Source organism: Streptomyces purpureus (assembly GCF_014648195.1).
Classification (GTDB): Bacteria; Actinomycetota; Actinomycetes; order Streptomycetales; family Streptomycetaceae; genus Streptomyces; species Streptomyces purpureus.
In genome coordinates, this window is the sequence record NZ_BMQQ01000027.1 from 1 (window position 1) to 26,751 (window position 26,751).

The window sequence follows — 26,751 nt, forward strand, 5'->3', positions numbered from 1 at the left end:
ACCTTCGACGGCCGTCTCTCCGCAGCCCGTCAGTAACCCCAACCACCCTCGTTACACCGTTCGATTGACAGACCCCTTCCGCCGCATCTCGGCGGACGGAACTCCGGAGGCTTAGCGCGTACTGGGCTCTGTTCGGCGAGCTCCGAGTTCCGCGGCCGTTGGTTGGTCGATTCATCGAGGGCGAGTTGCGTCGGTAGGCGCAAAGCCTCTGGGGGCCAGGGCGTTTCGGCGCTGGCCCCCAGAGGGCGTCATGAGATCAAGTCGGGCTACGGAGCCACGGGCTGAGGACGTGACTCCGGAGGTGCTGGCCATCTCGAAGGACCCGGTGAGATGGGGGGCGGACTTGGCCCACCTTCCGAATGATCTTGCGTTGCCGGGTCTCACGGGTAGGGCTCAGGGGAGGTTACGCTCCCGCCATACGGCGTCCATTTCGGTGAGCGCGGTCATCGCGTGGGCGATGGTCTCGCGGGTGACGGGGCGGCCCGGAGCCTGGAACTGGGGGTCGTACCTGGCGAAGGTTCTGGTGCCCCGCGCCTGTGCCAGAGACGTCACGACATCGCACAGGAGATAGGTCGCGACCCTGCGCTGCCGCGCGTCTTCCTTGATGCGATCCCGGTGCTTGTTCCATGCCTGAAGCGCGGTGAGTTCGCCCATGATGACCAGGTCTGCGAGGTCAGGTGCCTCGACGCGCAGGCGGGCCAGGTGCTCCTGGCTGGCTTGTGCCCGGGCCTTGTTGGTGAGTGCGATCGTGTGGGCCTTGTCCAGACCGACAGTACGCGTGATGACCGGCTCAACGAGCTCGGGCTCGTGTCGCATGACCATGTCGGCCAGCTCCAGTCGGGCCGTGGGGACACCGGTCCTCTCACTGAGGGAACGCATCGCCTCCTCGCGGGAGAAGTGCTCGTTCGTCTTGGTGCCGGCTTGGGCCTTGGTAGCGATCATCGCGGCCTGTCCCGTGGTCAGTTTGCGCTGGCGGATGTTGACGGACAGGGCGAATCCGTCGGGATCATCGCCTTCGTAGGTGGTGAAGCGGGGTTCGACCCCCAGAGCCTTGCAGACGGCGAGTCGGTGGCGGCCGTCGAGGAGGATTCCATCGGGGCCGAGGACGATCGGGTGACGCAGGCCGTGGGTCCTGACCGACTCGGTTAGCTCGTGGAGCTCCTCGTCGGTGAGCGGCGGGAACATGGCAGCGGTGGGATGGAACTTCAGGGTGGTGCTCCTTGTGGTGTGGGTGTGCCGACAGCGCCGTGCGGTGCTGTGCGGCTTGGTGGGGTTGGGCGCGGGGCCCGGGCATTCAAATGGTCTGGGGAATCCCCGGTTTGGCTAACCGGGGATCGTCGGCTATGTGTGTCGGCCCTCTCACGGCGATCGCGTCCGGATCCGCCTGTGCGCCTTGGCCCGGAGAACGGCCACGGTGGCGGTCGGCAACATGAGCACAGCCGAGCTGTGCTGCGAGGGCTGACGTGTCCTGCTGGGGTGGAGCGCGGGTGTCCTGGCGAGATTTCAGGGGTTGTCAGCGTCGCGGGCGGTTGGGTCGGCCTCCGGGTGCTGCTGGCGGCTGTGCGGCGGCGGCCTGCTGAACGGTCACCGCCGTCGTGGTGCGGAGGCGAGCGGCTTCGGCGCGGAGGTTGGAGCTTGGGTTGCGGCTGGTGTGCTGGAGGCGGGTGATCAGGACGCGGGCGGGCTGGCGGGCTGTGGCCAGTTCGCGCTGAGCTGCGGCCTCCTTCAGAAGCTGGTGGGGTTGGTGGCCTCGGGCCTCCGCGTCGGTCAGCAGGGCGGCGAGGGCCGGCCAGCTGGAGTCGGTGAGGATTCGGTCGGCTTGGTCGGGGATGGCGGCGCGGACGTCGTGGGCGAGGATGCGGTGGGATTCTTCCTTCGGTTGACGCTGTTCGAGTACGACGAGCGTGGGGGTGAGGGCGTGGTCGGCGGCTGCCTGTAGGTGGTGGAGTGCTTGGCGGGCGGCGTCGGCTTGGTGGGAGTGGCCCTTGGCCTTGTGCCAGCGGTTGGCGATGATCCCGGCCCACAGGAGGGCGGCGATGAGGGCGGCGAGGGCGCTGCCGTCGGGGCCGGTGGCGGTGTACACGATGTCGCGGGCCGCGTTCCGGATGGTGTGGGCGGCGCGGTCTTCCGCACGGATCTGGGAGCGCTGGGCGCGTGCGAACGTCTTGGAAGCGGCCTGGAGTTCGGCGCGGAGGTGGGTGGGGGCTTTCTGGGCGGTGGCTTCGAGGAGTTCGCCGAGGGCGGTGATGTGTGCCTGGGCGTGGGTGTCGTCGGCGAGGTCGGTGCGGAAGCTGTCGAGGGATTCGGTGGCCCGGTGCCAGGCGGTGGTCGGGCGGTTGCGGCGGGCGGTGGGGTGTTCCTCGGGCTGGCCGGCTTCGAGGCGGGCCTGGAGTTTGGGGAGGGTGAGGTCGGGGGCGATCTTTCCGCCGGGGTGGAAGATCTGTTCGCCGTCCTTGTTGAGGTCGCCGGGGCGGCCAGCCGCGTAGCCGAGGAGGTCTCCGGAGGGGCCGCGTCGGGCCTTGATCGCGATGCCGTCGGCTTCAAGGTAGGCGAGGAGTTCCTCGGCGCTGCGGGAGTGGGGGATGGCGGCGCGGATGCGGTCCTGGAGCCATGCGCGGCTGGTCTGCTCCCAGCCGAGGCGCTGGGCCTTGTGCATCTCGGCCTGGGTGGGGGCGCGGGTGCCGGTGCGGTCGCCCTTCTTCAGGCGGCGCAGGCCGTAGTCCTTCTCGATCTGGCGGCAGGCGTCGCCGACGCGGATGCCGCTGTCGTGGAGCTTGGGGCGGCGGCCGTCCTCTCGGACGGTCGTGGCGAGGATGTGGATGTGGTCGTCCGCGTGGCGTACGGCGATCCACCGGCAGGCCAGGTCGTCACCGGGCGGGGTGATGCCGGCGGCTTCGACGATGCGCTGGGCGATGTCGGCCCACTCGGCGTCGGAGAGGCGGCGGTCTTCGGGGGCGGTGCGGACGGGGCAGTGCCAGACGTAGTCGGTGACCTTCTTGCCGAACTCGCTGTTCCGAAGATGGACAGGCTCGTCGAGGTAGCGGGCGAGCTGGGTGAGGGTGGCATCGGGGTCGCGGCCGGGGTCGGGCATGCCGAGCATGGCGAAGCCGGCGACGATGTGCGGGTCGGCGTGCTCGTCGTGGCGGCCGGGGCCGTAGAGGTAGGCGAGCAGGCCACGGGTGTTGGACCCGGCCGGTTTGATGGCGGCGATCACGCGGCCAGGTCCTTCCTGGATTCGGTCGGTTCGCGCAGGGCCTCGGCGATCAGCTCCAGCAGGCGGAGGAGCTCGTCGAGACGGTGGCGGATGTCGGACGGGGTCAGGTCGCTGTTCAGCGCGCGGGCGATCTGGTTGACGTTGACGCCGATCCGGTTGAGCTCGCGCAGCACCTGGGCGCGGAACATGTGGGTGCGACGGCGGTCCTCGGACAAAGGCAGGTTCGCCGTGAACTGACCAGTGATGAAGGCGAGGACGATGTCCGCGGCGAAGCCGGATTCCCCCTTGTAGCCGTGCTCGGCGGCGGCCTCCTGGAGGCCAGCGTGCTCGTCGCCGGTGAAGCGCAGCGGGCCGACGCGTACGGTCCGCTTGGTGCCGGTGAAACGGCGGATCGCCGGCTGGACGCTCTGCACCGCTCGCTCGCTGGCCGTCGGCTCGGTGGCGGGTGTGGGGCGGAGGATCTGCTGCTGGACGGCGTGGAGCTCGTCCGGGTCGGGGCCGCCCTCGGTCCCGACCTCCCGGTCCGGCGCCCCCTGGCGTCGGGCCGTCTCCGCCACCCCCGGGGCGGAGATCCCCGAAGACCGGCCTTGAGTCGGACTCGGGGTACTACTGGCTCCGCCAGGGGCCGCCCGTCCGAACGCCCGCTGCAAACGTCCCAGCAGCGTAGGCGACTTCGCCAGCGATGGCACTATGCCGGGGTTGTGATTGGTGCGGTGGGGGTCGTGCGTCACGATCGGGATCTCCGGGAGGGGGCGGGAGGATGGGCGAGGTGGTCGTCAGCCGTCGTGGGAGGTGCTCAGTTCGGCCTTGACGGCGCGGACGATGACGCCGGCGTGGTCGCTGGCGACGCTGTATCCGTCGTCGCGTACGGCCTGCTCCAGGAGGTCGCGGGACAGGCGGCCATGTTCGTCGTGGAGTCGGTGGGCGTAGTTGCGAAGAATCTCGTCGGTAGCGCGGGGCTTGTTGCCCGGCCGCTTCGGCTTCGACGTAGCGCGCTTGACCGGTGCGGTTCCAGAGCCGCTGCCCGTGGGCGGCGGAGACGCCTCTTGCAGGCGGGCTGCCCCTTCCGGCCGGGCTGTCGTTTCCGGGCCGGAGCGGGCGGTGGGGTTCGGGCGGGCGGATCGCGGGCGGGCGCCCGGGCGGGGTTCCTCGTCGTCCGGATCTGACAGGTGCGGGCGGGGTCGGTCTTCTGCCCGCCCATCCCCTTCTGCTCGCTCGTCGGCGTCCGCCCGGGAGTGGTCGGGCTGCGCTGCGGGCGGGCTGAAGGGCTGCCCGGCGGGAGTGGTCCAGCGCCCGGGCAGGTCGATGGTGGCCAGGGCGGCTGCTTGGCGGCGGGTAGCGAGCTGGCGCAGCAGCTGCTCGTTGCGGAGCGGGTCGGCGTCGATGCCGGAGCGGGCGAGGGCCTTGGACAGACGGCGCACGGTGCGTCGGCCCGCCCGTTCGGTTCGCTCCTCGGGCGCCATCTCGGCGAGGCGGGCAGCCAGGGCGACGGCCCGCTGTGTGGCCCGGTCGCGGATGATCTCGGCGGCGCCCTGGTCCTGCTCGACGATCCCCAGGCGGGCGAGCAGTCGCTCGCGGGCCTGCCGTGTGAGGACAGCGACGAGCCCGTGGGACGCGGCGTCGGGTGTCCGCTGGCGCAGCTCGATGCCCATGGCCAGGTGCCACAGCACGGCTGCCAGCACCGGGCCGGCGAAGGCGCGCACAGTGCCGCCGACCGGGCCGGACTCGGCGTAGGCGGGGATGGTCTGCATGGCGGTGATCACCCAAACCAAGGTTCCGGGCAGGCCGGCTGTCTGCCTCGGCCCGTGCAGGTTTTGGCGGGCCATCAGCGCCAATGCGAACAGGGAGAGTTCGGCGGCGGCGAACATCGCGGTGCGCTCGGCGGTGTTGCGCATGTCGAGGTAGTGGGCGGCGAACCGCCAGCTCGTGTCCGCGCTGTAGGCGGTGCACACCAGCGCTGCCAGGGTCGCAGCGACGACGGCGGCCGAGGGACGCCGCATCTGATCGTGGGTGCTGCGTCGGCTGCGTCCGCTGCGTCGGGCCCTCAGGCCCGCGAGCAGTGCGCTGGCGGCGACGGCCAGCACGGTCACGGGCAGGAGCGGACTATCGGCGTACGGGAGTGAAGCGGTGGCGAGTGTGTCGGGAATCGCGGTCGGCATGTACGGGGCTACTCCGAGGGAGGTTGAGGAGACGATCACGGCGTTCACGGAGGGGGCGTACACGCGGGCCCCCTTCTAAAGGGGGCCCCGCGCGTGATCGCTTCGGTGCGTGTACGGCGTGGGCGGTCGCGTGATCGCTCTACCTGCGGCTTTGCGGTGAGCGTGTGCGCTGTGAGCGGTTCACGGCGGTGTGCTGGCGCAGGGGCCGCGTGTACGGTCGCGTGAACGCTTTCAGAGGGTCGGTGCGGTGCTCAGCCGACGGCAGTGAGGTGGCGGGCGGAGGCGTAGTAGCGGGCCTGCTGGCCGCCTCCGGCCCCTCCGGCGATGCCGTCGGCCTTGGTGGCCAGGCCGCTGTCGACGAGGCGACCGAGGTGGCGTCGCGCCTTTTCGATGTCAGCTCGTTCAGGGTCGCCGCCGCCGATGAGGATGGTCGCCAGGTCGCGTGCAGTCAGCCCGTTGGGGGCGTTGCGCAGCAGGACGGCGGGGTCCTTGGTGGGGTCGACGGTGGTGGTGCCGCGCACGTGGTCGTGCGTGACGTCCAGGGGGCCGACTTCACCGGTGGAGGTCTTGAGGTGGTGCAGGGTGACGGCGGGGTCGCCTGCCCGGCCGGTGACGAACAGGACGCTGCCCGCGCCGGAGGTGAACCAGGTCGAGCCATAGACCTGGTCCAGGCTGGGGCGCTGGCCGCGCGGCGCGTCGGCGGTGGCCTTGCGCTGGTGGTGCAGCTCCGTGATCTCCACGCCGTTGCGAATGGCGCGCATGCGGGCGTTGTGGAAGGCGACCGCGAGGCTGTCGTCGACCATCGTGCTGACCGCGTCCTTGAGGCTGTCGATCACGATGGTGTCAGCCTGGTGGGCGGCGGCGAGGTCGGCCAGGAGGTCGGGCTCCTTGTCGAGAGTGGCGGGCAGCGGGCCCTCCCAGACCACGAGCCGCTCGCGCAGGATCTTCTCGTCGGTGGGGAAGACGCGGCGGGCCATGGCCTTGGCGATCTGCTTCGGCCGGTCCATCGCCAGGTAGAGCACGCGCCTGCTGGGGGCGACGGGCATCTCCAGGACGGTCTCCTGCAGGCCGATGCGGGCGAAGATCACCTGATGGGCCAGGGTCGTCTTGCCGACGCCTGGAGCGCCGACGATCATCAGGCTCTCGCCGGAGGCCCAGACGGTCTTCTCACGGGTGCCCCACAGGGGCTCGGTGTCCGCGCCGCTCTCTTTGACGAACGACCATCCGTTGGTGGCGAAGCGGGACAGCCGTCCCTGTCCCGAGGCGAGTGCGCGCTCGCGTTCGGCGCGTACTTCCGCTTCGACCTCGCTGCGGATCGCCTCGGGATCAGCGCCGGGTTCCTGGGCCTGCTGGAGGGTCCGTACGGCGGAGGTCATCAGGCGGCGTAGGTCGGCCTTCGCGCGGACGATCTCCGCGTGGTGAGCCGCGCTGCCGGTGCCGTAGGGCGCGTCCGCGAGCTGGAACACGTAGGCGTGACCACCGACCCGCTGCAGGTCGCCCTGCTGCTGGAGCAGCTCGGTGAGGACGATCGGGTCGGTCGGCTTGTCCTCACGGTGCTGGGCGAGGAGCGCCCGCCAGATGGTCTCGTGGGCGGGCCGGTAGAAGGCGTCGTCGCCCAGGATGGGCCGCACCGCGTCGATGACGTCGGCTTTGTGCATGCAGGCGCCGAGGACCGCGCACTCGGCGTCCACGTTGAACGGAGGCTCCGTTGGCGTGGGGCCGTCGCCGAAGTGGGATGGCGTCTGGGACGGCAGGGTCGTACCCTGAGGCATAGAGCTCCTCACCCGGCAGGCCATTACGGGGCGGCAACCCCGGCCGATGCCGGTTTCGATCGTTCAGGGATGGATGGTTGTGCGGTGGAGCCTCTACTTCGGCCCCGGTGTTCGTAGCACCGGGGCCGCTTGCGTGTGCGGATCCGTCCACCGCTGTACGGCGGACTACGACCATAGCCGAGATTTTCGGCAGCGCAACGCCTTGCATTTCACTCCGCAATGATGTTTAGTTGTGGACGCTGGCCCCAGTGGACCCGGTTGTCGCGTGAAGGGAGGTGCGCATGAGCGGTGAGGAAGGTGCGGAGCGCGCCGGCCCCAGTCGTCCGGTTCCGGAGGATCACGTGGCCGCGCGCATCAAGCTGGAGCGCGAGGTCCGCGGTTGGAGCACGGTGAAGCTCGCCGAGGAGATGGCTGCTGCCGGCCATCCGATCAACCAGTCGGCGATCTGGCGCATCGAGAGCGGCAAACCCCGTCGCAGGGTCAACCTCGACGAGGCGCTCGGCTTCTGCAAGGTCTTCGACCTCACCATGCAGGACCTGACCGGACCGCCAGGAGAACTGGCCACGCCCCGCATTCGCCAGCTCGCCAAGGAGTACGTCCAGATGACGCGGGAGTACCGCCAACTGCGAGCGGCGATCGACCGGAACCAGATGCACCTCCACGAGATCGACATGGAACTCAACGCCTACGGGGACAAGGGACCCGAGCAGAGAGGACAGGTCGACGAACTCCTCCGGCTCGAAGAACGGGCCTTGCAGAGGAGCATGCACCCATCCCGGGCGCACCTGCGAAACCAGGAGCAGCCACCCACCGGCGAATAGCCGGCCGTTGCCCCTCTCACGGCGCTACGAACGCCGAGAACCCCACGCGCGGCGACTCTCGTCGCCGACGATCACCCATCCATCCATCCCTGAACGACGCCACCGGCCAGGCCGACGGGAGTTGCCGCTCCCGCGACGCCGCGATGCCGGCGGGAGGAGCACCCCTTGCCGCAGCCCGCCCTGCCCATTTCCCAGATAGCCCAGCTCCTGGACGTCCCCGAAGACGCCCTGCGCACCCTGATGGCCGAGCGGCGATCCGCTGGCGACACGACCCTGGTCGCGCTGACCGTCGCCGAGGCCGCCCGCAGGATAGGCGTCGGCCGCACCAAGCTGTACGAGTACGTCTCCTCTGGCGAGATCGCCTCGGTCAAGATCGGCAGCTTGCGCCGCATCCCATCGGAGGCGGTGAACGACTTCCTGGCCCGCCGTCTGTCGGCGACCGACTTCGGGGCCGCCGCGTGACGCGAGCCTCTGCACCGAAGCCCCGCCAGCCCAACGGCGCCTCGTCGATCTATCTCGGCAAGGACGGCCGATGGCACGGCCGTGTCACCGTCGGGGTCAAGGATGACGGCACGCCTGACCGGCGCCACGTCGGCCGTAAGACCCGCGCCGAGGTCACCAAGCTCGTACGCGAGCTGGAACGGCAGCGCGACAAGGGCGCCGTCCGCAAGGCCGGTCAGTCGTGGACCGTGAAGACGTGGCTCACCCACTGGGTCGAAAACATCGCCGCCGCGCACGTCTCGGAGAACACGATCGACGGCTACCGCGTCGCCGTGAACCACCACCTCATCCCCGGCCTGGGCTCTCACCGCCTGGAGAAACTTGACCCCGAGCACCTGGAGCGCTTCTACAAGAAGATGCAGGACAACGGCAGCGCCGCCGGCACCGCCCACCAAGCCCACCGCACAATCCGCACGGCGCTGAACGAGGCCGTGCGCCGCCAGCACCTCACCGCGAACCCGGCCTCCATCGCCAAGGCCCCCAAGGTCGAAGAGGAGGAGGTCGAGCCGTACACGGTCGAAGAGGTCCAGCACCTGCTCGCCGAGGCCGCCAAGCACCGCAACACCGCCCGCTGGGTCATCGCGCTCGCCCTCGGCCTGCGCCAGGGAGAGGTCCTCGGCATGCAATGGGACGACGTCGACTTCGAGCTCGGAGTCATCCGCGTACGCCGTGGCCGGCTGCGGCCCCGCTACAAGCACGGCTGCGGAGACCGCTGCGGTCGCAAGCCCGGCTTCTGTCCCCAGAAGATCAACACTCGGCGCGAGACGAAGAACGCCAAGTCCCGCGCCGGCCAGCGCCCCATCCGCGCCCCGGACGAACTCCTCCAGCTCCTGCGCCAGCACAAGGAGGAGCAGGCCCGCGAGCGAGCCCGGGCTCGTGACCTGTGGACGGAGAAGGGGTACGTGTTCACCTCGCCCACCGGCGAGCCCCTGAACCCGAACACCGACTACCACAAGTGGAAGGAGCTCCTCAAGGCGGCGGGCGTCCGCGACGCCCGCCTTCACGACGCCCGCCACACCGCGGCGACCGTCCTGCTCATCCTCGGTGTCTCCGACGCGGTCGTCGACTCCATCATGGGCTGGGAGCCCGGCAAGTCCGCCCGGATGCGCCGCCGCTACCAGCACCTGACCAGCCGCGTCCTCAAGGACACCGCCGCCAAGGTCGGCGGCCTCCTGTGGGGCACGGAGCAGGCCGAGGGAAGCACTGCGCCGGATGTTGGCCAGAGTCCAGTACCCGCCGAGCTGATGGTCCACGTCGCCCGCCTCGGCGAGCGGCGCGTGCCCTTCCTCCACCGCGAGCACGCCGACGAGGTCGTCACACGGTGGAGCGAGGACTGGCCCGACCACACCGCCGAGGTCGCGGAATGGGACCGCTGGCGCTGGGAACACCAGGGCCCCGCCGGCGCGAGCGCCATCCGCGACCGCGTACCGGAACGGACCGTGGTCTTCCATGCCCGGGCCCTGTTCCTCCCAGGTGGCGAGCGTGCGGAGACTGGCGTCCCTGGGCAGTGGTCGGTGCCGGCCTGGGACTTCGAGACCGACCGCTACACCGACCGCGCCTCGGCCTGGCGCACGGCCCGACGACCCGGCACGGGCCAGGAGGTCGAAGCCCAGGTGCGAGGTACAGACAAGGCTGCCGTCGAGGCTGCCTTCGCCGAGGCTTGCGCACAGGCTGTGGACCGTGCTCGTAACCCGGGGAAGTACGGCGACACCGACGAGTGGTAGCGAGAAAGCGTGCAGCCGAGCCCTGACCAGTCTTGGACAGGGCTCGTCTCCGCGGCCGTCACGCTGGCGGCGACAGCTCCACGTCCAAGTCTGCTGCGAGCTGCTCAAGTTCGAGCAACGCACCGCGTAGGTCAGCGGACAGTGCGAGGGTCAGCTCCGTCAGGGACTTCGCCTCCGCCGCGTCCTCATCGTCCGGTTCGATCAGGCCGATGTCGAGATTGACGTCCTTCGTGGAGGCGAGCTCGGCACCGTCGAAGACCTGCAGGCGGCCCTCGGGCATCCGGCGGGCGATCGCCTCGGCGGTCTCCTCGCATTCGCCGACTCCGAAGACCCGCTTTTCGAAGTCCTCCAGATGTCCGGGCAGCAGCGGGTTCTGCTTCAGTGTGAAGCGGTTGCCGGTCCTCAGGTCGTACACCCACAGCTGCTGCGTGTGCGGGGGCTCGTCATCGCTGCGACGGGGCGGGGCGGCATCGAAGAACAGGACGTTCGCCTTCACCCCGCCCGCGTAGAAGATGCCGGCGGGCAGGCGCAGCATGGTGTGGAAGTTGTAGCGCTTGAGCAGCTCGCGGCGGATGCTCGTCCCTCGGCCACCTTCGAAGAGGACGTTATCCGGGAGGATTACGGCGGCACGGCCGTTGTCCGTGAGCAGGTTCGCGATGTGCTGGACGAAGTTGAACTGCTTGTTGGTGGTGGTTTCCCAGAAGTCTTTGCGGTGGTAGGAGGTGTCTTCGCGGCTGACCGAACCGTCGACGTTAGTGATCACGATCGACGACTTCTTACCGAAGGGCGGGTTGGCGAGAACCAACGAGGCGCGCTTGGAGGGAGGCTTGGCGAGGGCGTCCTCCACGTGGATAAGGGGTTTGCCGTCCGGGCGGCCGATCTTGTGGAGCAGCAGGTTCATCGCCGCGAGGCGAGCTGTTGCCGGGACGAGCTCGGTGCCCCAGATCGCGCCGTCGTCGAAACGGGCGGACTCCTCCGTGGACATGTCCTTGCCGTGCTCACGCACGATGTAGTCGTGCGCGGCGAGCAGGAAGCCGCCGGTACCGCAGGCAGGGTCGGTGATGATGTCTTCCGGGGCTGGCCGCATGCACCGCACGATCGACTCGATGAGAACACGCGGTGTGAAGTACTGCCCAGCGCCAGCTTTGGTGTCTTCGGCGCTGCGGGCGATCAGCGCCTCGTAGGCATCGCCCTTGATGTCCTTGCTGGCACCAAGCCACCGCTCCTTGTCAATCAGGTCGACGATGAGGCGACGGAGGTTGGCCGGGTTCTGGAGGCGGTTGCGGGCCCGGTGGAAGATCAGGCCGAGGGTGGTGTTCTGGCCCTTGTCCTGCTTACCGAGGTCGGTGAGCAGCTGGGTGTACCCCTCTTCCAGGGCGCTGCCTGTGAGGTCGAGCAGGTCCGCCCAGCCGCGAACGTGTTGCTTCTCCGGGTCGGGCACGTCCTCAGGGTTGGGCAGGACACGGCGTCGCCTGTCTTCCGGGAGGTCCTTGTCGGCCTCCTCGATCTCGGCGGCCATCTTGAGAAACACCAGGAAGCTGAGCTGTTCCAGGTATTCGAGGCTTGAGACGCCGTCGTCGCGCAGGACGTTGCAGTAGTTCCAGAGCCGGTCGACGAGACGGCGGGCTTCCAGCTTCACGCGGTGAACTCCATGGGCAGGGTGCCCTGTTCGCCCTCGGGGAGGGGGGTGTCAGAGGCAGGTGGCGCGTCCGAAGAGGCAGGCACATGAGGCTTGGCGCGGCTCTTCCGCTTGGTTTGTGTGGCTGCGCGCCGAGCGGCCTTCCGCTCGGCCTCGGCCGCCTCGCGTTCGGCGCGGATCCGCTTGAGGAGGTCCTCGGCGGATTCATCCTCGGGGTCTTGGTCGACGAGACGGCCGGCAAAAGCCTCGGTAAGGAGGGCGCGGCGGAGGGCGGCTGTGTGCGCGAGGCCCTTCTCGCAAGCGGTCGCAAGACGGTCCAAGCGCGCGAGGACTCGCTCGCCGAGTTCGACGAAGTCCGCCTGCTCCTGCTCATCGGCCGGGGGCACGGGGACCGGGAGCAGCTTGACCTTGGAGATGCTGATGGAGGCCAGGTTCACACTCTGCTTGGCGTTGGCCTCGAACCACGAGCGGGCCGCTGAATTCACGTACCACCCAAGGAGCTTGGGGTGGGTGGCCCTCTCCTGGATCCGAGCGCGGAACAAATGGTTTTGGTGGATGCAATCCTGGATCTGGTCTTCCCAGATCCAGCCACGTCCGAGCTTGTCCCTGTCGCCACCCTCGGTCATCAGAAGGTCGCCGTTGTGGAGGCGGAGCTTTGCGAGCGTCTTCGGCGCAACGCGCATTTTGGTTACCTGCGACAGCTTCAACTGGGCACGCTGGGCGTTGGCCACGCGCAGGTAAGACACTTCGGTCAACGCTGGATCATGCTCGCTTTTCGAGTCCTTGGTGACGCCACCGACGACATCGGCGATGTCTTGGAGCCGGGCCCAGCGCCACCCGGTGGCGAGTGGGGGCAGCGTCCCGTCTTTGACCGCCGGGGAGGTGGTGATAGGAGCGTGCTTTGGATCGGCGTCCCACGCAAGGACGCCTGTCGCCGCAGCGCTCATGATGAAGTCGCGGAGCTGCTCCAGCCGCCGCTCCGCGGTCCTCAATTTCAGCTCGGTCGCCTCCAGCCGCACGATTCGTTCCTCGAGGGCATTGGCGATGCGGCGTTGTTCCGAAGGGGGTGGGACAGGGAGGGGGATGGCCTTGAGGTCCGACTGGGAAATGTTCCTCATCGAGTCCGAGGTGCCGGTTGCCTTCGCAGCGACCGCCTTGCGCACAGTCGGAGATCTGAGCCAATAGATGAACCACTTCCGGTCGATACCGGAGCCCGGCTGGAAGCGGAGGCTCTTATCGCTTAGCAGCAAGCGGGGCCGCACTTCCTCGACGAGCACTGGAGCTCCTACGTGCTCGACGGTGTTGGCGCGGCTCACCAAGACGTCGCCGGCGCGGATCTCGTAGGCATCGTTTACGAGTGTTTCGTCGAGCAGGGCCTTGTTCTCGCCGGGACGAAACTCGCCCCACGTCATGGCGCTGACTTTTACGATGCCCCACTCGTCGGGACTGGCAGGACGAGGCTCGCACTTGAACGACTTACCCGCGTCGGACCCTACGAGGAGATCTTCGACGGTAGCCCAAGCCCATCCCCCTGGAAGCTCAGCCCTGTCGGCTTTACTTGGGGCTTGCGTGCCCGCCTCGCCGATCTCCACGCTCACGCGTCCCTCACGCACCCAGTTCCCGATCCAACTCGTCGATCAGCTCGTCCGGTGTTCGCGGATCGCCCTCGAACACCTCTCTGAACCTGCTCCAGCCGCCCTCTGCCCGGCACAGCGCATGCTGGTCCAACGCTTCCAGCGATACGGTCGCCGATGTGGCGACCACGCCCACAATGCGCCGCAGCCACTCCTGCTGTTCGTCCGTGAACGTCAGGCCCGCCGTCTCCTGACGTGCGAGCCACTCTTGGAAGCGAAGCTCCACGGTATCCCGATATGGCCGGAACTCGTTTCCGTCAAGTCCTAGCTCGAACCGCAGCACCGACAGCAGCTCGGGCAAACCTGCGCCCCGGCGTCGTCGTTCGCGGGCGATGCCCAGGTCAACGTACGCCTTCCACAGCTGCTTGTCGGTCCAGCGCTGTTGCGGCGGGGTGACCAGGCTCAGGACCTCCTCGATGCGTGTCCGGACCTCACCCAGCGGCCGTCGTTCGTCGAACGCGATCCGGAGGTCGGTGAACCGTTCCCGCCGGTCCTGCATGTACGCACGCCAGTCCTTGATCGTTCGCTCGGCGCGCATGAGGTCTGTCACGCCCTCGGCGATCACGCCGCCGTCGCGACTGAGGTGGTCGATCTTGATCCAGCGACGTGCCCTCGCGGCCTCCAGGAGAGCCTCGCGCAGCGCCTCGCGTTCCACGAAGGGACGCAGCGACTCGGCCAGCACAGCGTCGCCCACGCCGTTGGCTTCCCTGAGCGCTATATCGCCGTCCGCCACCGCTGCCCGCACCCGCTGCCCCGCCAAACGGTCTGGGTCGGTCGCCAGGACCAGGTCGGTCACCAGCTCGGTCAACTTTCGGCCGCCCGCGCTGCCCTCGATCTTGGTGAGCTGCTCTTCGTCCAGGCGCTGCCCGAGGCGGCTCAGGCGGCCGGCCAGTGTGGCGGCATCGTCCACGGACAGCGGACGCCCCTCGGAGCACGCCTTGAGCAACCGCTCCAGACTCGGCATCTCCGGTTCCCCGTCCCGCACGAGCGGCCGTGCGTCGACCATGGCGTGCTCGGTCACGCCCACCGTGTCGACGATGACGAAGCGGTCCTTGCAAAGTGCGTCCTCGGTGACCTTTCTGAGGTCCTCGGGACTGATAGTCCGCGCTCCGCGGCCCTTCATCTGCTCGAAGTACGACCAGGTCCTGGTGTCCCGCATGAAGACAAGGCACTCCAGAGCGGGGATGTCCGTACCGGTGGCAATCATGTCAACGGTGACGGCGATCCGGATCTCGGGCTTGTTGCGGAAGTCGCTGATGGCCTTGGCCGGCCGGGGCGTCTCACTGTTGATCTTCATGCAGAACGAGTCGTCGCCCTTGTTCCAGACCCGGCGCACCTCCTCCACGATCGCGTCTGCGTGCCTGTTGGTGGCGGCGAAGATCAGCGTCTTTGGCACCTGGGCCCGTGTGTGGAGAATCTCCCCGGTCTCGGGATCGATTTCCGGCGGGAAGATCTCGGTGAACAGCCGGTCCCTGAAGGTCTCGATGATCGTCCGGATCTGGCTGGGGGACTCCACCCGCGCGTTGAGCTCGAACGGCTTGTACTCGTCGTCTTCCTCCTGTTGCCGCCAATGCTGGGCGCGAGTCATGCGGTCCACATGGGCGAGGACAGTGTTCACCCGCTCGATCGTGCCGTCGGGCATGACAGCCTCGGTGGCGGCCGGGATTTTGGAGCCTTCGCGGGTGATCCGAGTCGAGATCCGGTAGACGTCGTAGTCGACGTTTACCTCGTCGGCGATGGCCTCTTCGTAGGTGTACTGGCTGACCAAGTTGTCCTGGAAGAAGGCGAACGTCGGCCCGATCGGGGTCGCGGTCAAGCCCACGATGTGCGCGTCGAAGTACTCCAGTACGGGCAGCCAGCTGCCGTAGATCGAGCGGTGACACTCGTCGATGACGATGAAGTCGAAGTAGTCGGGCGGAAGCTCGGCTGAGTAACGCACCTGGGGAAGGGCCGAGCCGAGGCCCGCGGTGCCGCTGGCCTCGAACTTCTTCGCCTCCTCGCTGCCCGGCTCGGGCTGCTTCCGGCCGGTCAGCTTGCACCACAGCCGCTGGATCGTGGTGATAACGATCTTGTCTGAGTCGGCGAGGCCAGCGTTGCTGCCCGACAGATGCTTGAGCGGGAACTCTTCGTGCAGCGGCATCTCCGAGCCCGCCGGAACGAAGTCGTGGTACTCCCCGAATGCCTGGTCACCCAGGTTGGTGCGGTCAACGAGGAACAGCACCCGGTGGGCGCGGGCGTGCTTGAGCAGGCGGTGGCTCGCCTGGACCACGGTGTACGTCTTGCCGGATCCGGTCGCCATCTGGATGAGAGCGCGCGGCCGATCCGCTGCAAGCGACCGCTCCAAGCCCTCGATGGAACGGCGCTGAGCGTCGTACAGCTGCCGCTGCGGATCGAGCTGGGCGGCGGGCAGCAGCCGCAGCCGGGCCCGTAGCGTCGGGGCCTCGGGATTGCGTCCGGCTTCTCGCTTCCAGCGGGCGACGGTGGCCGGCCGGGCCGGAGCGTAGACGTAGCGACTACGGGCCCCGCCCTCGGGCGCGACGCGGGAAGCTGTGCCGTCGAGGTGTTCGGCATCGAGGGCATTGCGGAAGCGCCAGACGTGGCCGTTGGTCGCGTATCGGAAGGGAAGGGGACGCCCCTGCCACGTGCGCTTGGGGTGCTGCTCGAACAGTGGACCGGCGAGTCGGTCGGCATCTGCAAGCAGCTCGTGCGGGTCGTCGGCGTCCTTGCCCGCCACGACGAGCCCACTGAGCTCCCGGTCGACGTAGAGGAGGTAGAGCAGGAGCTCAGGTCTGTCCGGGTGGTCGGTGCGGACAGCGGTCGCGTCCGGCCGGATATCGCGCTCGTGCGGGGTACACACGCGCCAACCGGCCTGACGCAAAACACTTTCGGCCCTGTGGTCCGCCTCCATGCTCGCAGCGCTCACGGCCCCTCCCCGTCGTTCGTCGCTCCATGCTGGTGATGCATCTCGACTCCGCCCAAGCCCCGCCTATTACATCAGCCGACGCAACGCGCGTACGGTGCGTGCGCCCCCTCCTGGAAGGCGACTGCCCGGATTCAGCCACAGACCGCGCCGCGTCACCGTCAGTGCGCGTCCGTACAGTGAGCGATAGATTGCGGCGGGCCAGGCGGCCCGGGCGGAACGGGGAAACCAGCGAAAGGGCGGCCCGGTGTATGTGACGAGGCTCCGGCTCGACGGCGTACGTGGGTTCCACGGCGCCCGCGCCTGCGACCTCGACTTCACGCGCCCGGACGGACGCCTTGCCGGTTGGACCGTACTTGCGGGACGCAACGGCTCGGGCAAGACGACCCTGCTGCGGACCATCGCCCTAGTGCTGGCAGGCCGACAGCGCGCCCATCAGCTGGACAACGAAGCCGAGGACTATCTGTCGCACGGCCAGTCCCGGGGCTCTGCCGAACTTTCCCTCCGCCCCGATGTTGAGTCCGACCTCGGGGCCACAGCAGCACCTCTAACGCTCGGCATGAAGTGGGCTCCTGACCGGGAGCCCCTTACACCGCACGATCAGCCACCGACCAGGGTGACCTTCAGCGTGAGGGCAGGTGCTAAGGACTCCCGCCTATTGTGGTCGCCCTCGCCCCCGTCGGGCTGGTTCCATGCCGCGTATGGTCCCTTCCGGAGGCTCGCCGGCACTGGGGTGTTCGAACGCAACGCGCAGAACCGCGACCGCGCCGAGGCCATGCGCACTCTCTTCGAGGAGGAGTCGGCTCTCACCGAGTCGGTCGACTGGCTGGTCTCCGTCCGTCTGCGCCAGCTCGAAGGCGAGACCGGGGCGGACCAGCTGATCGAAACGGTCCTCGCACTGCTGAACGACGAATTGCTGCCTGGCGGCTTCCGTGTCGAGGAGGTCACCTCGCGCGGACTGTGGCTGCGGCGTACCGACGGAGACGGACAGCTGATCGCGCTCCGGCGCATGAGCGACGGCCTACGGACCGTCGCCGCCCTCGTCCTGGACGTCGTACGGCAGATGCACGCCGCTTACGGAACCCTGGACCTCCGCCGAGATGGCGATCGTCCGTACCTGCCCCACCCCGGCATCGTCCTCATCGACGAGGTCGACGCCCACCTCCACGTCTCCTGGCAGCAGCGCATCGGCGAGTGGTTCAAGGCCCACTTCCCCGCCGTGCAGTTCATCGTCTCCACGCACAGCCCCTACATCTGCCAAGCCGCCGACCCGGGCGGACTGATCAGGCTCCCCGGGCCGAATGAGCAGGTCCCGCCCGAGGTAGTGGACGACGAGCTCTACGGCAGGGTCGTCTACGGGACCGGTGATGATGCGGTCCTGTCGGACTTCTTCGGGCTGGAATCGCCGTTCTCCCGCCGAGCTGAGGAGATGAGAGAGGAACTGGCAGACCTGGAGTACGAGGTTGCGACGGGGCGGGCCGACGCCGCAACGATGCAGAGGTTCCGTGAACTGCGCAGGAAGCTGGCCAGCTCGCAGTCCACTCGCTTGGACGAGCTCGATCTGGGGGCAAGGAGACGGGGGGCCAGCAGTACGTGATCAAACTCGTACGGCAGCGCCTGTCCTCCGAACTGGAATCCTCCCTCGTGAGGCTGACCCAGGAACTCGCGGGCACTCCGATAGCCGAACGTATCGAGCACGCCGACCGGATGTGGGACCGGAGAACCGTACGCCGGGACGTCTACCGGCCGGTGAAAGACGAGCTTGAGACCATGGCCCCGGGCCTGGACTGTTGCATGTACTGCGGCAACCACATGGCAGACACGGTCGACCACTTCGTTCCCAAGTCTCGGTGCGCGCTCCGGACGTTCTACTGGCCGAACCTTCTGCTCGCCTGCTCCACCTGTAACTCTCGGTTCAAGAGAGATCAGCACAGGAGCGATGGGCTTGTCGGCTCCCTCCTTGTGGATCCGACGCGCGACGACCCCATCGAGCATCTTGATCTACAGCTGGAGAGTGGCCTCTACCGCGCAGTCGAGGGTTCGAAGAAAGGCCAGTGGACGATCGACGTGTGCGGGCTCAATGAGGGTAAGCGCCCAAGGGCCCGGGAGGGTGCCTGGCGGAGCTTGGGCGGCGACCTCAAGGGGTGGGCACGTGCGCGGGACGAGGGCCGACCGGACGACATGCGCTTCCACCTCTGGCGCATGCGCGACCAGCCTTTCGCCGATGTCTGCTACGCCGCCTTGCACAAGGCCGTCTCCGAAAACGCCGGCGCCATCTTCGTGGATACGGACCCTCACGTCCTCGCCCTGCTGAGAGACGAGGAGCTGCGTGCGCTCCTCCTTCTGTGAGGGAGCGCACACGGGTGGCGGCGGGTGGTGGCGTCTCTGTTCCTGAGCGTGTGCCCCATGAGCCACGCCGCATCGAGCGGGCGCAGGGCCCGCAGACCAGGGGCGAACGGCAACTGAGACCAAAACTGAGACCACGCACGTCGAAGGGCCCCACCGCGAACGGTGGGGCCCTTCGACATCGTGCCCGGTGAGGCACTGGCGGAGGATACGAGATTCGAACTCGTGAGGGGTTGCCCCCAACACGCTTTCCAACTGTCCGCGCGGCCGTACGGGGGCGTTCACGGGGGTTCGCGCGGCAGGTCAGACGGGGTGCGCGTACGCCAGTGAACGGGGGTGGCCGTCCGCGCACTGGACAAAGACCAGGACAACGAGCGGCACGGCTCAGGCGGATTCGAGCAGGTGGCGCCCGTCATGGGCGCGCACGTGGGGCGTGACCGTGGAGCCCAGGGCGTCCAGCACGCGCACGGCGTAGACCTCACCCATCCACTTCTCGACTTCATCGGGAGTCAGCCACTCCACGGCCGTCGACTCATTCGACGTGCGCTCCACACCGTCGACCGGCCGGCACCGGAAGACGAGAGCCACGATGCCCCGGCTCATGTTCTTGTAGACGCCGGTCAGGCGCTCGACTGAGACGCGGATGCCCGTCTCTTCCAGCACCTCCCGCACCGCGCCGTCCTCGGGGCGTTCGTCCAGTTCGAGGACTCCCCCAGGGGGCTCCCACGTGCCGTTGTCCGCGCGTCGGATCGCGAGCACGCGGCCGTCATCGCGCACAACCACGCCAGCGACCGAGACCGAGTGAAGCGGCATTGACGCACCCTCCGGGTAGCGTTGCTTATGTACAGGAGCTTAGGAGGAACAGTAGGACATGCCCACGTCTTCCAGAGACTCGGGAAAACCAAAGTACCTACAGATCGCTGACGACCTGGTCCAGCAGATCAAGGAGAAGATCCTTGCCCCGGGGGATCAGGTACCCAGTGAATCTGACCTCATGAAGAAGTACGCCGCTTCTCAGGGCACGGTTCGCAAGGCATTCGCCGAACTGCGCGCCACGGGGCTCATCGAGACGCGTCACGGCAAGGGGTCGTACGTGAAGCGGCGGCCCCCTGTGCGCCGGAAGTCCTCGGACCGGTTCCGCCGGTCGCATCGCACCGCGGGCAAGGCCGCGTACCTGGCTGAGGCGGAGCAAGCGGGCAGTACGCCCAGCGTGAGCGTCCTGTACGTCGGGCCGGTCGACGCTCCGGAAGAGATCGCGGAGAGGCTGTCGGTTCCGGTCGGGGCAAAGGTGCTGGCGCGGCGCCGTCTCTACTTCAGTGACGGCACTCCGACCGAGGAAGCCACGTCCTACCTCCCGTGGGACATCGCGAAGGACATCCCGGAACTGTTCGAGGAGAACCCCGGTGGCGGCGGCATCTACGCCCGGCTGGAAGAGCATGGGCACAGGCTGCGGGAGCTCTCAGAGACCGTCCGCGTCCGTCTGGCCACCAAACAGGAGGTCGCTGCCCTGAGCCTGAGCCCCGGCTCACCCATCATCCACCTGACCCGGAATGCGGAATCTGAGGCGGGCCGCGTGGTCGAGGTCTGCGACACCTTCATGGCCGCTGACCAGTTCGTTTTGGAGTACCGGATCCCTGCTGGCGACTGAACAACCCGACTCCTGAGCTCCGGCCCGTCGCAGCAATTTCGCGCGGCGGGTTGACTCATGTACATGAGTTGGGCACTCTCTTACATGTCACTCCTACACATGAGTGCAGGAGTGCAGGAGTCCGTCGTGCCTGCTTACACGCGGTCCGAGCGGCAGGGGAGACGTAAAAGTCCGTCGTCTTCACGGATCGATCGGTGTCATCGGCTAAGCCGTTGGTCTGACCCTCGGGCGTAGACCCAGGGACCGGATCGGCGGGGATCCTGGTGATTGGGCTGCACCCGGTCCATGACAGGTAGCCATTCCAGGGAGATCGACTCAGCGAGTGACGACTGAGTGACGCGGTGACCGCGCGCCGTCCAAGGGAGGCGGAGCAAGGCGCATACGGGAGCCGCGAGACGACAGTGACGGGCTTTCCCGTCACTCGTCATGCGGGCAGGGCGCCGGCGTCTGGTCGGTGCCCTGCCCGTTTGATGAGGGCTTTCGAGTGTCCCCGCCCGCACCGCGGTGCGGGTTCTTTCCACGGCTTACGTCCCCGTTGAGGCACCTCCGGGACGCGTTCGGGCCGTTCCACTGTGAGGAGAGACCCCATGAAGTTGATCGTTGCTGGTCATCAGGCCGTCACCGACGCGGAGTTCGCGGAACTGGCGCTGGGCACCCCGGTTGAGCTGTGGCTCGGGGTGGAGGGCGAGAGTGACGAGGAGCGCGCGGCCCGTCTGGACGCGGCGCGGGACATCCTCGCCGACCCCGAGTACCGGGAGCTCCCGGACGAACTGATCCGCTTGGCCGCTCGGGTGGTCGAGGACCACCCGGACCTGTTCAACGTGGTCCCGCTGGCCCGCCCCGCCCGCCGCCGTCCGGTGCGCCGGGGGGTTGCGGCATGAGCGACGGTCTGACGCTGGACGGCCTGGCCGTGCCGCTGCGCGTGCTGCGCCTGCTGGCCACGGACTTCGGGCACCTGCCGGCACCGGCCGTGCATCTGTCCGGCATCTTCCCCAACCGGCTGGAGCTCTCGCTCCACGACGACCTGGCCGAGTTCGAGACGTGGCGCGATGCCCTGGGGATCGCCCCGGACGCCGTGAAGCACAGCACGCAGAGCGACGGTCGAACCCGCGTCCTGAAGGCGTCCGTCGAGTACGCGGGCGCTGAGCTGGAGTTGGTGGCCTACGCGCGCGTTCCCGACTACGTGCGCTCGCGGAAGTGGGCCTGATGTCGGCCGCGTGGGCAAGTGCTTCGACCCGACCGGCGCCCGCTACGGCGTCCCCACCTACCCCTGCGCCTGGCCCCGGACGGCCTGGCCACCCGCCGCCAGCTCCGCGCGAGCGGCTTACGGCCGGGCGGGCAGCCGATCGCGGCGCAGGTCATGCGAGTCAACCGGCGGGCCGGGGGCGTGCGGGTCAGCTACCTCGACCGCATCGACCTGGCCAAGCCGGTCCGCCCGATGACGTCGCGCAAGTGGGGGGCGCTGGCGCTGGCGATGCTCGCGCGGTGCACCTGCCCGCAGTGCGGGGTCACCTACAGCTACTGCCTGCCGACATCGCTCGGCATGTGCGTGCTGTGCGCCTTCCCCGACGACCAGAAAGCCGCCTGACCACCCCTGGATGGGCGGACACCTTCCGACAAGGAGAGAGCAGTGAAGCATCCCCCGGAACGGTCCCTGAGCAGGGGCCAGGCATGGATCCTCGGTGCCGCCGCGGTGCCCATGGTCGCCTTCGGCGGCTTGGGCGCGGTCGGCACCTACAGCAACATCACATCGGTGTTCCACCGGTCGGCCACCGCGCTCGGTGTGGTCGCCGCGGGTGAGGGCGCCACGCTCGTGCTCGCGCTGGTCCTGGTGGGCCTGACCATGCTGGGTCAGTCGGCCCCGGCGGCCGTGCGGGTCGGGCTGTGGACGCTGCCCGCGGTGGCCTCCCTGACCGGCGCCGCGGTCGCCAAGTCCGTGACGGAGGCGGTGGTGTTCGCCGTCACCCCGATGGCCATGTGCGTGTCCGCGGAGGGCATGGGCCTGCTGGCCCGCCGCATCGTCGTCTATCGCACCGGGGTGGACGCCGAAGCCCAGCGCCGCAACGCCGCGGTCATGCAGCGCCTCGCCTACCACCGGGCCCGCGCCGCGAACCACCCCGACCAGAAGGCGCGCAAGGGCTCGGAGCTGGAGTCGTGGAAGCTCGCCAAGAAGGTCGGTACGGGTGACGCTCTGCTCGGGGCGCACCTGGTCGGCGTGCAGCGCGAGCGGATGACGGCCGGCGCGGACGCCGCGCTTGCGGGCATGTTCGCCCTGCCCGTCACGGCCCCCGCCCCGGGCGTGACGGCTGCCCCCGAGCCGCCGGCGATCGAGGGCGTGGACGAGGAGGGCGTCACACCCCCCGTGACGGAGGAAGACACGCAGGTCACGGACGTGTTCGACACCGTTCCGGCGCAGGGCGTCACGCCCGTGACGGACGGCGTCACACCCCCCGTGACGCTGGAGGAGATCGCGGCCGTGGCGGGCGTGCCCGCGCCGGTCGCGGGTGAGCCGCTGTCGGATGCTCAGCTCGTGGTCGTCCTGCGGCACCTGCGTTACAGCGACGACCCGCCGCTGTCCTACCGCCAGGCCGTCGCCGCGTTCCGTGAGGGCGGGTTCGTGGGCGGGGAACAGCGGGTGCGCAAGGCGTGGGGATCGCTGATGTCCCACGAGGAATCCGAAGCCTGACCGCACGTCCGGCACACATCAATGACGGCCAGCCCACGGGTATTGGGCTGGCCGTCGTTGCGACTGCCGGAAGCAGTCGACCGCACCAGTGAAGCAGACCCGGTGAGCCCCGGCGAGCGGCACCTTCGCAGACCCGGCGCGCAGACCCGACGCGCTTCGATCCGCACAGCCCTCATCCACCCCTTTTCGTTCAAGGAGATTCGCCGTGTCGTTCCAGGCTCCGGCCTTGTGGCCCGAGGGTGTCATCGCCCGCTACGCCACCTACGCCGCCGAACTGCTGCAGGACGCGAACGTCACCGTGGACGTGACCACCGAAGACCTCCGGACCGCCGGACGCTGCCGGGGCTGCGGCACCTCGTGGGGCAACTACAGCTGCTACGAGCACACCGTCAAGAAGTGGGCGCAGGAGCACGCCGAGAAGTGCCGCGCGCTGCCCCGCCCCACCGCGTGAACGTCCCGCGCTCTTCGTCAATCATCCTCTCTCACCTGGGAGTTTCGCTGTGTCCAGCCGTACTCGTACCCGCAAGGTGAAGACGGCCGCGGGCGTCCACACCGTCCACATCCCGCGCCAGCGCGGACGCCGCGGCGCGCAGCCGTTCGTGGTCGTCGTCCCCGAACGGCCGTCCCTGACCCGTGAAGCGCTCGGCTTCCTGGGCCGCGGGCTGTGGAGCGTCCGCCAGGCGCTCGCCCCGACCGGCTTCGCGCTGCTGGCCCTGGGTGTGACCACGCTGCTGCACACCATCGCCTGGTGGTCCGGCCTGGTGCTCGCGCCCGTGGCCGTGGCGCCGGCGGTGTGGTTCGCCGTCGTGCAGCGTTCGCGCCGGGCGAGGGGTTCCACGCTGGCCTGGCGCACCTGCCTGGCCGTGTTCGCCACGCTCGCGTTCGCGTGGGCGGCGCTGGCGGCCGGGTTCGGCCCGTGGGCCGGTCCGCTGCCGCTGGTCTGGCTCCTGACGTGGCTGATCGCTCAGACCGCGTGGCTCATCGTCCGTCACACCCGCTGACCTCAAAGGGAGACTGCCTGATGGCTCAGACCACCAACGGCCAGCGTCGGCGCACCCCGACCAACAGCAATGGCGCGGCCAACAAGCCGAACAAGTTCGCCAACGCGGGCGCCGCCGCAGGCGGGTTCGTCGGCGCGCTGGGCGGCTCGATCGTCCCGCCGATCAACGTCACCGTGAACAACAACAAGAACGCCGCCCGTGGCCACGGCGGCCGGTCCGGCGCTCAGTCCCTGCTGCCCGCCCCGGAGTTCGGCTCCCCGGCGCAGGTCCGCAACTACTGCAACACCCTGCGTGCGGCGGCCGTGACGCTGTCCATCGAGGTGGCCATGGGCGCCGAGATCCTCAACGGCGTGCTGGCGGCCGTGCCGGATCCGGAGGGCCGCGCGTTCGGCTCGCGGATCCGGGCACGCAAGGTGTCCCGCAAGATGCGCAAGTCCGCAGACGCGCTGCGGGACGCGGCGAAGAACGCCGCCGCCTGCTACTCGACCTTCCAGCAGGAGTTCGAGGAAGAGATCAACCGCGTCCGTCACCGTGCCCGCAAGCCGCAGCAGCCGGTCATGGACTGGGCTCAGCAGTAAGGAGGTCGGGCAATGGCCCGTGATCGAAACACAGGGGCGAGTCATTACCCCGACGGCATGACCGGCTACGTCATGGACCCCCACGGCGGACCGGAGAACGGGAGCGTGCGCGCCTACCTGCTGCACCGGGCCAAGCCGCACATCCCGCCGTGGCTGGGCTGGGCCGCAACCGGCCTGGTCGGAGCGCTCGGGCACTGGCGGTGGCCGGACAGCGCGGCGGCCGGCGTCGGCCTGACCCTCGCCTCGGTGGCGCTGACCGGCGTCACCTGGGCCGCGGGCAAGTCGACCACCAAACAGCGCCGCCTGCACTCGGCTGTCACGGTCGCGTGCGGGTCGGCGTGGGTGACCGCCGCCTGCCTGGCCGGACCCACCGCCGGGCCGGTCGACGACCTGTACCTGATGGGCGGCCCCGCCGTGGCCCTGTCCTGGAACGTCCGCGTGGTCCTGCGCAACAACATCGAGGGCACCGCCGGAGGCAGCTCGGATGGTGGTCTGCTGGAGAAGGTGGGGCTTGCGCGGGCGCAGATCGGTGCGGCGAAGGTGGAGCCGAACCGGGTCACGGCGCCGCTCGCGCTGGAGCCCGGGGAGCAGACCAACGACGACGTGGCCAAGGCGCTGGCGCGGATCGCGTCCGCGCTGGACCTGCCGAAGTCCGCCGTGCGGTACTCGCCCGATCCGGACTCCGAACGGCGCGGGGACCTGGTCATCGTGCCCGAAGACATGCTGTCCGAGGTGGTGGAGTGGGAGGGCCCGTCGAACCTGGGTGGTTCGATCGCCGACCCGCTCAACCTCGGACGGTACGACGACGGCGCCGATCTGCTGATCTGGCTGCCCGGGGATCCGGACGCGGGCCGCAACTCCACGCACCTGCTCATCGCGGGCGGCACGGGTTCCGGCAAGGGCGACACCGCGCTGAACGTGCTCACCGAGATCCTGTCGCGCACGGATGTGGTCGTGTGGTTCTCGGACCCCAAGGCGTTCCAGGACTTCGCGCCTCTGCGGGCGGGTCTGGACTGGGGTGTTGAGGGCGGCACCCCGACGGAGGTGATGGTGGCGGGTGTCGAGGCCGCCATCCCCGCCCGGACGCGCTGGCTGGGTGCCCACGGCTACCGCCAGTGGGTCCCCGAGGCAGCGCAGACCCAGAACGACCCGGCGCACTCCTGCCGCGGCGACGGCCGGGCGTGCGGCTGTGAGGGCATGCCGTTCCTGGTCGCCTGGTTTGAGGAGGCCGCCAACACCCTGCGGGCACTCGGGGACGACGCGTTCACCGGCATCGCGCAGGAAGCACGGTCGGCGGGCATCTCGCTGGTGGTGTCGCTTCAGCGGCCCTCCTACGACCAGATGTCCACATCCACCCGCGCCTCCCTGCCGTCCGTGATCGCACTCGGCTGCGACCCGCGCGACGAGGGGTTCTCGCTGCCGGAGACGGTCATCGACGCGGGCGCCCACCCCGGAGCGTGGGGCAACCGGCGCCCCGGCTACTGTTACGTCGTCTCCCCCGGGATCGACGAGTCCCGCTACCCGTCCCCGGGCCGTACCCGGCGCTTCACCATCCGGGCCGTACCGGTCATGGAACGCCTCGCCGCGTGGGCGCAAGCCAACGGCGCGCACGCCGACCCCGTCACCGCCGGAGCGGTCTCCGGCGTCGCCGGACGCGCCTACACCGGCCGCACCACCACCGACGACAACGACGAGGCCCAGCCCGCTGTGGCGCTGCGGGCCGTCCGGGAGGAGGACGACGAGATGGAGCACGGCGGTCTGCTGGTCGATCCGGAAGACGCGTACATCGATCCTGAGCAGGAGTTGCCCGGCTCGGAGGAGGGCGACGACGCCCCGATCTTCGGTCAGGACACCGGTCGCAAGCCGACCCCGGAGGAGGCCCGCCGGCTGTTCGCCGACGCGCTCGCGGAGTTCGAGGCCGAGGGCCGCATGGTCGTGGGTCCCAGGGACTTCAAGGACTGGTGCGAGCGCCACAACCTGTCCCGCCCGTGGGTCTCCGGACAGCTCAAAGAGGCGTACCTGGAAGGCCGCCTGGAGCCGACCAACGCCACCGGCCGGTGGCGCATCGTCCCCGCCCTGACGGCCGCCTGACACCTGACACCGTCACG

The 26,751-nt window shown here is 69.0% G+C and carries 22 protein-coding genes and 1 pseudogene; 14 read left to right on the forward strand and 9 right to left on the reverse strand.

Annotation, left to right across the window (positions count from 1 at the left end; translation table 11 throughout):
* Window positions 1-393: 393 nt before the first annotated feature.
* The 5 genes from IEZ01_RS27065 to IEZ01_RS27085 all read right to left on the reverse strand — a co-directional run bounded on the left by IEZ01_RS27065 (window position 394) and on the right by IEZ01_RS27085 (window position 7,145).
* Entirely contained in the window at window positions 394-1,185 is a 792-nt protein-coding gene (locus IEZ01_RS27065; RefSeq protein WP_189204230.1) for a ParB N-terminal domain-containing protein, read from the reverse strand.
* Between the two features lie 328 nt (window positions 1,186-1,513).
* Window positions 1,514-3,214, reverse strand: coding sequence for a relaxase/mobilization nuclease domain-containing protein (locus IEZ01_RS27070; protein WP_189204232.1), 1,701 nt, complete (start codon window positions 3,212-3,214; stop codon window positions 1,514-1,516).
* Window positions 3,211-3,771: a MobC family plasmid mobilization relaxosome protein gene (locus tag IEZ01_RS27075; RefSeq protein WP_189204234.1), complete on the reverse strand. Its 561-nt coding sequence runs from the start codon at window positions 3,769-3,771 to the stop codon at window positions 3,211-3,213. The genes IEZ01_RS27070 and IEZ01_RS27075 overlap by 4 nt, the downstream gene beginning before the upstream one ends.
* A gap of 219 nt (window positions 3,772-3,990) precedes the next feature.
* Entirely contained in the window at window positions 3,991-5,373 is a 1,383-nt protein-coding gene (locus IEZ01_RS27080; RefSeq protein ID WP_189204327.1) for a hypothetical protein, read from the reverse strand.
* 251 nt (window positions 5,374-5,624) lie between these two features.
* Window positions 5,625-7,145: a DnaB-like helicase N-terminal domain-containing protein gene (locus IEZ01_RS27085; RefSeq protein ID WP_189204236.1), complete on the reverse strand. Its 1,521-nt coding sequence runs from the start codon at window positions 7,143-7,145 to the stop codon at window positions 5,625-5,627.
* A 281-nt stretch (window positions 7,146-7,426) separates the two neighbouring features.
* On the opposite strand from IEZ01_RS27085, the gene IEZ01_RS27090 reads away from it, so the two are divergent.
* From IEZ01_RS27090 to IEZ01_RS27100, 3 genes are all read left to right on the forward strand, one after another.
* Window positions 7,427-7,966 carry a helix-turn-helix transcriptional regulator gene (locus tag IEZ01_RS27090; protein ID WP_189204238.1) on the forward strand — a complete coding sequence of 180 codons (540 nt, stop codon included), beginning with the start codon at window positions 7,427-7,429 and terminating at the stop codon, window positions 7,964-7,966.
* 165 nt (window positions 7,967-8,131) lie between these two features.
* Window positions 8,132-8,428: a helix-turn-helix domain-containing protein gene (locus IEZ01_RS27095; RefSeq protein ID WP_189204240.1), complete on the forward strand. Its 297-nt coding sequence runs from the start codon at window positions 8,132-8,134 to the stop codon at window positions 8,426-8,428.
* Window positions 8,425-10,191 carry a tyrosine-type recombinase/integrase gene (locus IEZ01_RS27100; RefSeq protein ID WP_189204242.1) on the forward strand — a complete coding sequence of 589 codons (1,767 nt, stop codon included), beginning with the start codon at window positions 8,425-8,427 and terminating at the stop codon, window positions 10,189-10,191. Before IEZ01_RS27095 ends, IEZ01_RS27100 begins: the two co-directional genes overlap by 4 nt.
* Before the next feature lie 58 nt (window positions 10,192-10,249).
* On the opposite strand, the gene IEZ01_RS27105 is transcribed toward IEZ01_RS27100, so the two are convergent.
* The 3 genes from IEZ01_RS27105 to IEZ01_RS27115 are packed head-to-tail and all read right to left on the reverse strand — an operon-like array spanning window position 10,250 to window position 16,387.
* Complete coding sequence (locus IEZ01_RS27105) at window positions 10,250-11,830, reverse strand: class I SAM-dependent DNA methyltransferase (protein WP_189204244.1); 1,581 nt, start codon at window positions 11,828-11,830, stop codon at window positions 10,250-10,252.
* Window positions 11,827-13,422, reverse strand: a complete 1,596-nt coding sequence (locus IEZ01_RS27110) for a restriction endonuclease subunit S (protein WP_229833247.1) — start codon at window positions 13,420-13,422, stop codon at window positions 11,827-11,829. Before IEZ01_RS27110 ends, IEZ01_RS27105 begins: the two co-directional genes overlap by 4 nt.
* A gap of 13 nt (window positions 13,423-13,435) precedes the next feature.
* A complete protein-coding gene (locus IEZ01_RS27115; protein ID WP_229833248.1) occupies window positions 13,436-16,387 on the reverse strand; it encodes a DEAD/DEAH box helicase family protein in 2,952 nt (983 codons plus the stop codon).
* Between the two features lie 250 nt (window positions 16,388-16,637).
* On the opposite strand from IEZ01_RS27115, the gene IEZ01_RS36275 reads away from it, so the two are divergent.
* Both IEZ01_RS36275 and IEZ01_RS27125 read left to right on the forward strand, forming a co-directional pair.
* Window positions 16,638-17,981, forward strand: a complete 1,344-nt coding sequence (locus IEZ01_RS36275; protein ID WP_506417167.1) for an AAA family ATPase — start codon at window positions 16,638-16,640, stop codon at window positions 17,979-17,981.
* The gene (locus IEZ01_RS27125) at window positions 17,978-18,733 is read left to right on the forward strand and encodes an HNH endonuclease (RefSeq protein ID WP_189204258.1); all 756 of its coding nucleotides are present in this window, start codon (window positions 17,978-17,980) and stop codon (window positions 18,731-18,733) included. Before IEZ01_RS36275 ends, IEZ01_RS27125 begins: the two co-directional genes overlap by 4 nt.
* 381 nt (window positions 18,734-19,114) lie before the next feature.
* Here the strand turns inward: IEZ01_RS27125 and IEZ01_RS27130 are convergent, their stop codons facing one another.
* Window positions 19,115-19,543, reverse strand: a complete 429-nt coding sequence (locus IEZ01_RS27130; protein ID WP_062725446.1) for an NUDIX hydrolase — start codon at window positions 19,541-19,543, stop codon at window positions 19,115-19,117.
* Between the two features lie 58 nt (window positions 19,544-19,601).
* Between IEZ01_RS27130 and IEZ01_RS27135 the strand changes: the two genes are divergently transcribed.
* From IEZ01_RS27135 to traB, 9 genes and pseudogenes are all read left to right on the forward strand, one after another.
* Window positions 19,602-20,378, forward strand: coding sequence for a GntR family transcriptional regulator (locus tag IEZ01_RS27135; RefSeq protein WP_019887668.1), 777 nt, complete (start codon window positions 19,602-19,604; stop codon window positions 20,376-20,378).
* A gap of 587 nt (window positions 20,379-20,965) precedes the next feature.
* On the forward strand, window positions 20,966-21,259 hold the full coding sequence (locus tag IEZ01_RS27140; RefSeq protein ID WP_019887666.1) for a hypothetical protein: 294 nt from the start codon (window positions 20,966-20,968) through the stop codon (window positions 21,257-21,259).
* Window positions 21,256-21,585: a hypothetical protein gene (locus IEZ01_RS27145; protein ID WP_019887664.1), complete on the forward strand. Its 330-nt coding sequence runs from the start codon at window positions 21,256-21,258 to the stop codon at window positions 21,583-21,585. Before IEZ01_RS27140 ends, IEZ01_RS27145 begins: the two co-directional genes overlap by 4 nt.
* Before the next feature lie 10 nt (window positions 21,586-21,595).
* Window positions 21,596-21,966, forward strand: a pseudogene (locus IEZ01_RS27150) (RRQRL motif-containing zinc-binding protein).
* A 42-nt stretch (window positions 21,967-22,008) separates the two neighbouring features.
* Complete coding sequence (locus IEZ01_RS27155) at window positions 22,009-23,064, forward strand: hypothetical protein (RefSeq protein ID WP_189204260.1); 1,056 nt, start codon at window positions 22,009-22,011, stop codon at window positions 23,062-23,064.
* 205 nt (window positions 23,065-23,269) lie between these two features.
* Window positions 23,270-23,515 (forward strand): hypothetical protein, encoded by a 246-nt coding sequence (locus IEZ01_RS27160; RefSeq protein ID WP_189204262.1) that lies wholly within the window; start codon window positions 23,270-23,272, stop codon window positions 23,513-23,515.
* Window positions 23,516-23,564: 49 nt separating this feature from the next.
* Entirely contained in the window at window positions 23,565-24,065 is a 501-nt protein-coding gene (locus tag IEZ01_RS27165) for a hypothetical protein (protein ID WP_028797717.1), read from the forward strand.
* A gap of 20 nt (window positions 24,066-24,085) precedes the next feature.
* Complete coding sequence (gene traA, locus IEZ01_RS27170) at window positions 24,086-24,643, forward strand: plasmid transfer protein TraA (protein WP_019887655.1); 558 nt, start codon at window positions 24,086-24,088, stop codon at window positions 24,641-24,643.
* Between the two features lie 57 nt (window positions 24,644-24,700).
* Window positions 24,701-26,734, forward strand: coding sequence for a plasmid transfer protein TraB (gene traB / locus IEZ01_RS27175; RefSeq protein WP_229833249.1), 2,034 nt, complete (start codon window positions 24,701-24,703; stop codon window positions 26,732-26,734).
* Window positions 26,735-26,751 lie beyond the last annotated feature (17 nt).